At 57.0% G+C, this 8,179-nt stretch carries 7 protein-coding genes; 4 read left to right on the top strand and 3 right to left on the bottom strand.

Going from position 1 to position 8,179, the window contains the following annotated elements:
* The coding region (locus ACF8AM_RS14950; protein WP_392556404.1) for a PhoPQ-activated protein PqaA family protein at positions 1 to 849 on the bottom strand (849 nt) is incomplete at its 3' end.
* Between the two features lie 259 nt (positions 850 to 1,108).
* Between ACF8AM_RS14950 and ACF8AM_RS14945 the strand changes: the two genes are divergently transcribed.
* Positions 1,109 to 1,516, top strand: coding sequence for a secondary thiamine-phosphate synthase enzyme YjbQ (locus tag ACF8AM_RS14945; RefSeq protein WP_392556403.1), 408 nt, complete (start codon positions 1,109 to 1,111; stop codon positions 1,514 to 1,516).
* 115 nt (positions 1,517 to 1,631) lie between these two features.
* On the opposite strand, the gene fusA is transcribed toward ACF8AM_RS14945, so the two are convergent.
* Positions 1,632 to 3,719, bottom strand: a complete 2,088-nt coding sequence (gene fusA, locus ACF8AM_RS14940) for an elongation factor G (RefSeq protein WP_392556402.1) — start codon at positions 3,717 to 3,719, stop codon at positions 1,632 to 1,634.
* A 286-nt stretch (positions 3,720 to 4,005) separates the two neighbouring features.
* Between fusA and ACF8AM_RS14935 the strand changes: the two genes are divergently transcribed.
* Positions 4,006 to 4,917 (top strand): purine-nucleoside phosphorylase, encoded by a 912-nt coding sequence (locus tag ACF8AM_RS14935; protein ID WP_392556405.1) that lies wholly within the window; start codon positions 4,006 to 4,008, stop codon positions 4,915 to 4,917.
* Position 4,918: 1 nt separating this feature from the next.
* Positions 4,919 to 5,650 carry a tributyrin esterase gene (locus ACF8AM_RS14930; RefSeq protein ID WP_392556401.1) on the top strand — a complete coding sequence of 244 codons (732 nt, stop codon included), beginning with the start codon at positions 4,919 to 4,921 and terminating at the stop codon, positions 5,648 to 5,650.
* Between the two features lie 386 nt (positions 5,651 to 6,036).
* On the opposite strand, the gene ACF8AM_RS14925 is transcribed toward ACF8AM_RS14930, so the two are convergent.
* On the bottom strand, positions 6,037 to 7,206 hold the full coding sequence (locus ACF8AM_RS14925) for a hypothetical protein (RefSeq protein WP_392556400.1): 1,170 nt from the start codon (positions 7,204 to 7,206) through the stop codon (positions 6,037 to 6,039).
* A gap of 141 nt (positions 7,207 to 7,347) precedes the next feature.
* Between ACF8AM_RS14925 and metK the strand changes: the two genes are divergently transcribed.
* The coding region (metK, locus tag ACF8AM_RS14920) for a methionine adenosyltransferase (protein WP_392556399.1) at positions 7,348 to 8,179 on the top strand (832 nt) is incomplete at its 3' end.

The raw sequence follows: 8,179 nt of genomic DNA, 5'->3' as shown, positions 1-8,179 counted from the left end.
GCCACTTGGTTGCGACATCATTTTCTGAAGTCCGCGTCGCGTGTAGTCCGCAATCTGTGGTGAGTAGTCCCCCCAAGCTTTGATCTGGTGTTTCATCTGCACATTCAGATTCAACATGTCGATGACCATCGGCGCGATCGCCTTGACGCGAGGGTCCGTGGCGCCGACCAAGTACGTCGTCCAACCGCGTTTACTCGCGCCGGTCACAGTGAATCCATCCAGTCTCAGATCCCATTCTTCCTCCGCCGCGCCCACGACCGCATCCATCGCCGCAGAAGCCGCTCGGGCCATCACGGGCAACAGAGGCCAATCGGGGTCCTTGGTTTCAAAAAACTTTTGAAAGGTGAGCGAAATCAAAGCGTCCTCTTTTAAACCGTCAAACATCGGCTGGAAAGGAACTTGCTTCAAGATCGCAATCGGGGTCTTCGCTTCTTTGGCAAGACTGGCCAGCACCACTGCCTCTCGCGGGATTTTGTTTTCAACCGGTCCCTCAGATCCCCACTCTGATTTCCAAGAACCGCCGGTGATCATCAGCAAAGCCTTGGATTCATCCGGATCCGTCTCCGGCGGATTCATGATGTAGAGCTGATGTTGCCACGGCACACCTTGCCAAGCTTGAGAAACCAGATGCACCACCACGTAATCACATCCTGCAAAATTTCCGCGGTCGCGAATTTCCCAGCGGAAATGCTCGTCACGCTGCAAAACCATTTCGGACAAGTGTTGAGTGACTTGGCTCTCTGGCACTCCCGATTCCGAAGCCTGGATCTCTTCACTGCGAACGTCGTCAACCGCCGACAGCAGAGCCCCCAGCAGCAACACACCAAACATCCATTTCGTTCCATTCATGGGATGAGATTCAATCAGTTGGAGGATCCGTGAAGGCAGACCAACATGGTGGACGCCTTGGGTGGCGAAGCTAATTTCTAGAACGCACCGCGGCAAACCTGCCGAATCGCGTTCCGACACATCATCTCATAAAATCATCCCCGAAACAGGAAGCCGCCCCAAACCTAGCGACCATTTCACGTCTGTCATTGAGTGACATGAATTCGCCTGCCCGATCGACTGGAGTCCCACATTGAAATCCCTGACCAAAGAATTGTGGATGGAAATCCCAAACCGCCGCGGAATTGTTTCCATCCATCAAAAAGTCGAACAACTGGTGCGAGAGAGCGGCATTCAAGAAGGAATGGTGCTGGTCAACGCGATGCACATCACGGCGAGCGTCTTCATCAACGACAATGAGTCCGGTTTGCACGCCGACTACGAACGTTGGCTGGAAGACCTGGTGCCTTTTAACCCGGGAACCGATCCTGCAACCGGCGGCTACATGCACAATCGAACCGGCGAAGACAACGCCGACGCGCACCACAAAAGACAGATCATGGGACGCGAGGTCGTGGTCGCCATCACCGACGGCGAACTGCATCTCGGCCCCTGGGAACACATCTTCTACTACGAATTCGACGGCCGCCGCCGCAAACGAATCCTCGTCAAAATCATCGGCGAGTGAGATCGGAACTGGCGCGGGCGGACAGGCTGGACTCCGCTTCACAATTCATCCAGCGCATAAAAAAACCACGCGAAGTGACTCGCGTGGTTTTGTTGTTTGGCCGAGAGATGAATGACTAGCGTGCGCCGGCCATTTCTTCTTTCTTGCGTTCAGCGATGATGTCTTCTTGGACGTTCGATGGGGTTTGGCGATAAGCGGCCAATTCCATCGTGAACGTTCCTTGACCTTGCGTCATGCTTCGCAGGTCGGTGGCGTAACCAAACGTTTCGGCCAACGGCACTTCCGCGCGAATCACGCAGATACCTTCGTTGGTATCGTTGCTGGTCATCAAACCACGACGACGAATCACGTCACCGGTCACGGTCCCTTGGAAGTCTTCTGGCACTTCCAATTCGACCGCCATGATTGGCTCGAGCAATTTCGGTGCGGCTTGCTTGAAGTACTCACGGAAACAACCCTGTGCAGCGGTGTAGAAGGCTTTTTCGCTCGAGTCAACGTCGTGGTAGCTACCATCGAGCAACTCGATTCGCGTTCCCACCACGGGGTACTCGGCCACAGGGCCTTTGCCAAGGATGTCACGGAAGCCTTTTTCAACCGCAGGGATGTACTGCTTTGGAATCCGTCCACCGACAATCTTCTCTTCGAACTCGAAGCTGTCTTCGCTGTCCGATTCGATAGGGATCAGCTTGCCAACGATGTGAGCGTACTGACCCGAACAACCGGTTTGTTTCTTGTGCTTGTAGTTGAACTCGACTTCGCGAGTTGGACTTTCGCGGTAAGAGACTTTCGGTGCACCGACTTCGATGTCCACACCGTATTCGCGACGAATGCGTTCGATGTAAACCTCCAGGTGCAACTCACCCATTCCCGAGATCAAGATCTCGTTGGTCTCTTCGTCGGTTTCAACGCGGAAAGTGGGGTCTTCTTTGCGGAAGCGTTGCAGCGCCTTGCTCATCTTGTCGCCGTCGCCACGATTTTGTGGGGTCACGGCGATCTTGATCACAGGCTCAGGAACAAACATCGATTCCAACGTGCAGAAATCACGGCTCTCACCGTAAGTGTCGCCCGAGGCACAATCGATCCCAACCACGGCCACAATGTCACCGGCTTGGGCTTCGTCAATTTCTTCTCGCTTGTCGCTGTGCATTCGAACGATTCGACTGAAACGTTCCTTCTTGCCATTACGTTGGTTGACGTAACTCTCGCCCTTCTTGATCGAACCTTGATAGATTCGCATGAAGGTCAACTGGCCAAAGCTGTCTTCCACGATCTTGAACGCCATTCCAACGAATGGTTTTTCGGGATCGGGAAGCAAAGGAATTTTCTTTTCCTCGTCAGCAGGATCACGACCGCTGATGTCTCGGTCCAATGGGCTGGGGAGGTACTGGGTGACAGCGTCGAGCAAAGGTTGAACCCCTTTGTTTTTGTAGGCACTGCCCATGTACACGGGAGTCGCACCGTTCAAAACGGCTTCCCGCATGACCTTGTAGATCATGTCCTTGGAAACTTCTTCTTCGCTCAGCAGCAATTCCATCACTTCGTCGCTGTAGTTGGACAACGAATCCAACATGGCGATGCGAGCTTCCTCAGCTTCGTCTTTCAAATCCGCAGGGATTTCGCTGGTGACAACGTTCTCACCTTGGTCGCCTTCGAAGGTGTAGGCTTCCATTTCGATCAAGTCGACAACGCCACGGAAGTTTTCTTCCGCGCCGATTGGGATTTGCGCGAGGAAGGCATCCGCCCCAAGTTTTTCGCGGAGTTGTTCAACAACGCGGCGTGGATTGGCACCAGTGCGGTCCATCTTGTTGATGAACGCCAAGCGAGGAATTTGGTATCGCTTCATTTGCCGGTCGACGGTGATCGACTGGCTTTGAACGCCACCGACACTGCACAGAACCAAAACGGCACCGTCGAGAACACGCAGCGAACGTTCCACTTCGACAGTGAAGTCAACGTGGCCGGGTGTGTCGATCAGGTTGATGTGGTAATCGTTGTGCGTGACGCTGGTCGCGGCACTGGTGATCGTGATCCCACGCTCTTTTTCCAGTTCCATGTGATCCATCGTGGCGCCATCACCGCCACCGCGAACATCTTCGATCTTGTGAATCCGACCGCTGTAATACAGGATGCGTTCGCTCAGAGTGGTCTTGCCCGAGTCAATGTGGGCACTGATACCAATGTTTCTGACCTTCTCCAAATTCATAATACTTCACCTAAGCTCGACCAATGCGGCGGTTCCAATCTCGCCCGTCGACAACTCTGACATGGCTGTCGCTGAGATTCCGGGTGGATTTAGAGGGTGGCCGACGAATCGTCAAAAATTGTTGGGGGGTGTAGACTGGCAAAACCGGGAAGCACCCGGACATTCTTTTCGAATCACAGAAAGAAATCGAAAGGAAATATCGCAAAGGTGGCCCTGATCGGGAACCCCAAAACGAATCAGGCGCAATCTTTGCTTGTCTTTGCGCACGGATCCCCCCTGACACTGGATTTTTGAAACCATTTTCCCCGCCAATTTCGACCGTGCCGCCTCGCCGGACCCTGCCCCCCCTTTCTCGGACTCGCTCGCCGCTCTGCGAGAGAGAATTTCACCGCTGGGCGAATTCTCGAAACCGCCCCTGGGCGTCGTGCTTGGCAGCGGTCTAGGGGGGCTGGCGGACTCGATCGATTCACCCACCGTGATTCCCTACCGGGAAATTCCCGGGCTGGCGGCCTCCACCGCCGCAGGGCATCGTGGCGAATTCATCGTTGGTCAGTTGGCGTCTCGTCCGATCATCGCGATGGCAGGTCGCCTGCACGTTTACGAGGGACACTCCCTGCAAGACGTCACCCGTCCGGTCGCCTTGATGGCAGGGATTGGGATCAGTCAACTGGTCGTCAGTTGTGCCGCAGGAGGTCTGAACCCCGCTTTTTCCGTGGGCGATCTTGTGCTGATTAACGAACACAGCAGTTGGCTGGATGGAAAACTGGGAGCCCCACCGGTCGCGGTTCCGACGACAACACCCTCACCGCCAGAACGATCCGTTCCCGATTCTTTCCGCCGACGTCTGAACACCTGTGCCCCCGAACTGGCACAAATCGCCCAGCGGACCGCTCGGAAACACGGCTTTCAACTTCGCCACGGAATGTACTTGGCCGTCAGTGGCCCGAACTACGAAACGCGAGCGGAATGCCGGATGATGCGGAACCTGGGTGCGGACTTGGTCGGCATGAGCACCGTCCCAGAGATACTGTGTGCCTCGTCCGCCGGCGTTCAAACACTCGGGGTTTCGGTCGTTACCAACCTCGCTCTTCCGGACGCCCCGATCACGGCGGATCACGCGGATGTCCTGGACGTATGCGAGCAGGCCGCTGACCGGTTACAACAAATCGTCCGAGCGATTGCCACCCACGGAGCGTGACGTGACGAAGGAACCCCAGCAGCCCGATTTTTCCTGGGACATTTCAAAGATGTCCGATGCCGATTTGCGTTTGGCGATGCAGTCGATCCCCTGTCAAACGGATCCAGAGGCACCCGCGCCACTGGTCGAGTTGACAGGATTGAATGGGCAGGGTTCAGCCATGATGCGCTGCCAAGTTCCGCTTCGATTGCAAGCCACCGGCGACCTCGGCGACTACGCATTCGCTTACTGCCGTGACGCCGATGTGCGGTTGGACGGCAACGTGGGGCATGGCGCCGGCGACGGGATGAGCGGTGGCGTTGTTTTGATCACCGGCAATGCGGGCTGCGGCTTAGGAACGGCGATGACCGGAGGCACCCTCGCGGTGTACGGATCGGCAGGCGACCGAGTCGGCGCGGCAATGCGCGGCGGCAGCATCTTTGTACGCGGCAACGTCGGCGATGACACCGGCGCAGGCGCCTTGGGCGGCACAATCGTGGTCGGAGGCGATGCTGGAAGACGACTGGGTGATGGCTTGAACAACGTGACCGTTTTCCTTCGAGGCCAAGCGGAATCACTCGCACCTGGAGTCACCGAAGCCCCGCTCAGAAAACGTGAAGAAGTCCGACTGGGTTTGCTGCTGATGGGAGCCTCCATTCGCGGATCCGCCTCCGAGTTTCGCCGCATCATTCCTCAAGCACGCTTGGACGCAGAAGAAGCAGGCGCCGGCGAAATCCGACCGAACTGGCGCTAAAAGCGGTCCCGATCTCGATCTCGGTTGGCCCGATTTCGCTCCCCATCGCTCCCTATCGCGTCGTAGCCGGAGTCGCCAGATTTCAATCTCCCCCCAAACCGCCGTTTGGCAGAAGGTCCAGCGGAGCCGTTCCGGTAGACGCGAGGGTGAGGGCAGAATGTCCTTTCAGATGAGAACATTTGTCCCGAAATGATTGCGTGATAGGTTGGTTTCGTCGAACAGTCTGACGCGAACGTTTTACCGTGGACTTGGGTGCGATGAGGCTTGGCGATGGAGGCCCACCCGACGGAACAGTTGAGGAGAACCGTTCTACTCTGCTGCACAACTCCGGAAGATGATTGGCCCGATAGCTGATTGGCCCGGAAGCCGATTGGAAAACGATTCCCTCAACTGCCGGAGATCACGTCGAGGTAGCGATAGCCACCGCGATTCTGACGCGCGATCTCCTTCATGAACGAGTTCGCTGGCTCGGGGCCGGTTCCAAACTGAATGGCATGGATCACCGTCCCTGCCTGCTCGGCTCGGCGACGGATGTCCGCCATCTGCTCCGCACTCATCGTTTGAATCGACGCATCGGTCAAAAAGAAAATCGCGTCCGGTGCCAATCGCAACGCCATCCGCAGCGCCAACTGGTGCTCCGTTCCGCCGACCGCCACCGTTCGCTGCACAAACGCCTCGGCTCGTTTGAGATTGCCGTCTTCCCCCAATACCAACCCCGTCGTCTGGCCGTCTGGTGAAAACGCCTTGGGTCGATCGTTGTAAAAGATGACCTGAAACTGTTGGCGTTCACTCAGCGTCCGCAAGCTTCGAATCAACTCTTGCTTGGCCGCTCTCAAGGGTTTGCCGCCAGAAGCCGACATGCTTTCACTGTGGTCGAACACGTACACAAACGCACTGCCAGACCCCGACACGCCAAACACCGAGGTGGTCGTTTGGCCAGCTCCCTGGCCCGCACGAGTTGCTCCGGGCACCAAGTCTCCGGTCCCCAATTGGTCGGCGGTTTTGCCATCGCCAAACCTCAGCACACCTTCGACGCCGGTTCCCTCTGTTTCTCCTGCCGCGACACCGCGACGAGTCATCTCCGCAAACAAACCATCCAAATCCACCGGCGGCACAAATCCAGCGGGCGGAGCGGACGCGGCCGAAGCAGTCGACTGCGTTTGCTCCGCGTCAGTCGAATCAGCGGACTTGGACCGCTCGTCGACTTGGCGATCCGATGGGTTGGCCGTCGCGGAGTCCGATTCCTCCGACGAATCTTCCGTGACGTAAAGCGTTCGATCCGGCAACCGATAAGCCATCGCCACACCAACGCTGGTCGCTGGCTGCTCCATCGTTCCGGCTGATTGAGATTGCACCCAACCGATCAGCGAACCGATCAGAATCAGATGCACCAAGCAGGAACCAATCAACGGCCAAGCCGAAACAGCCGGCCGCTGCCAAGGTGTCTCGACCGACGGCTGATCGGACGTCGCGCGACCAGATCGCGGACGATTGGCGGGCGTGCCGCTCGACTTCTGGGGGTGCTTGTTCGGGTCGTTCGGAGGCGAGGAGGCCATGGCAGCTCAGAAGTGATCCTTTTCCGTAATTTGTGCCGCTTTGCGCCGTCGTGACCAGACTTTACGCTATGGGGCACGTCGCGGGAGGAAACCAATTTCCAACGGCGATCATTTTCGTCTGTTTTCCCGGAGATCAGTGTAGTGAGTAACGAATCAGGCCGTTTTCTTTTCACCAGTGAATCGGTCAGCATGGGCCACCCCGACAAGCTGGCGGACCGAATCTCCGACAGCATCTTAGATGCACTGCTGGCCCAAGATCCACACAGCCGCGTCGCCTGCGAAACTCTGGTCACCACCGGGTTGGCCGTCGTCGCTGGTGAAATCTCTTCCAAAGCGGACGTCGACTACGAAAAAATTGTTCGCGACACCATCGTTGCCGTTGGCTACGACGATCCCGATATCGGAATCGATGGCAAGACCTGCGAAGTGCAAGTCCGCCTGGACGCGCAAAGCCCCGACATCGCGCAAGGCGTGAACTCCGACGAAGCCGCTGGCAAAGACATTGGTGCGGGCGACCAAGGCCTGATGTTCGGCTACGCCTGCAAAGACACGCCTGAATTGATGCCACTGCCGATCGCATTGTCGCACCGCATCATCAACCGCATCACCGAAGCTCGCTTCAATAAAGAAGTCGACTGGCTGCGTCCTGATAACAAGAGCCAAGTCACAGTCGAATACGATGGCAATCGCCCGGTTCGCATCGAAGCCGTCGTGGTCAGCGCTCAACACGGCCCCGACGTTTCGCCCGACGAGATTAAAAAGTTCGTGATCGAGAACGTCGTCAAACCTTCGATCCCCGCTGAACTGGACAAGGGCGACATCAAGTACCACATCAACCCAACCGGCAAGTTCATCATCGGTGGACCTCACGGCGATTGCGGCCTGACCGGCCGCAAGATCATCGTCGACACTTACGGCGGCTGGGGCCATCACGGTGGCGGTGCCTTCAGTGGCAAGGACTCGACCAAGGTCG

The sequence above is a fragment of the Rhodopirellula sp. JB055 genome, from assembly GCF_043100905.1.
In the GTDB taxonomy this organism is placed as follows: Bacteria; Planctomycetota; Planctomycetia; order Pirellulales; family Pirellulaceae; genus Rhodopirellula.
The sequence above is the reverse complement of the archived record's forward strand: the minus strand, read 5'-3'. Positions and strand labels throughout refer to the sequence as shown.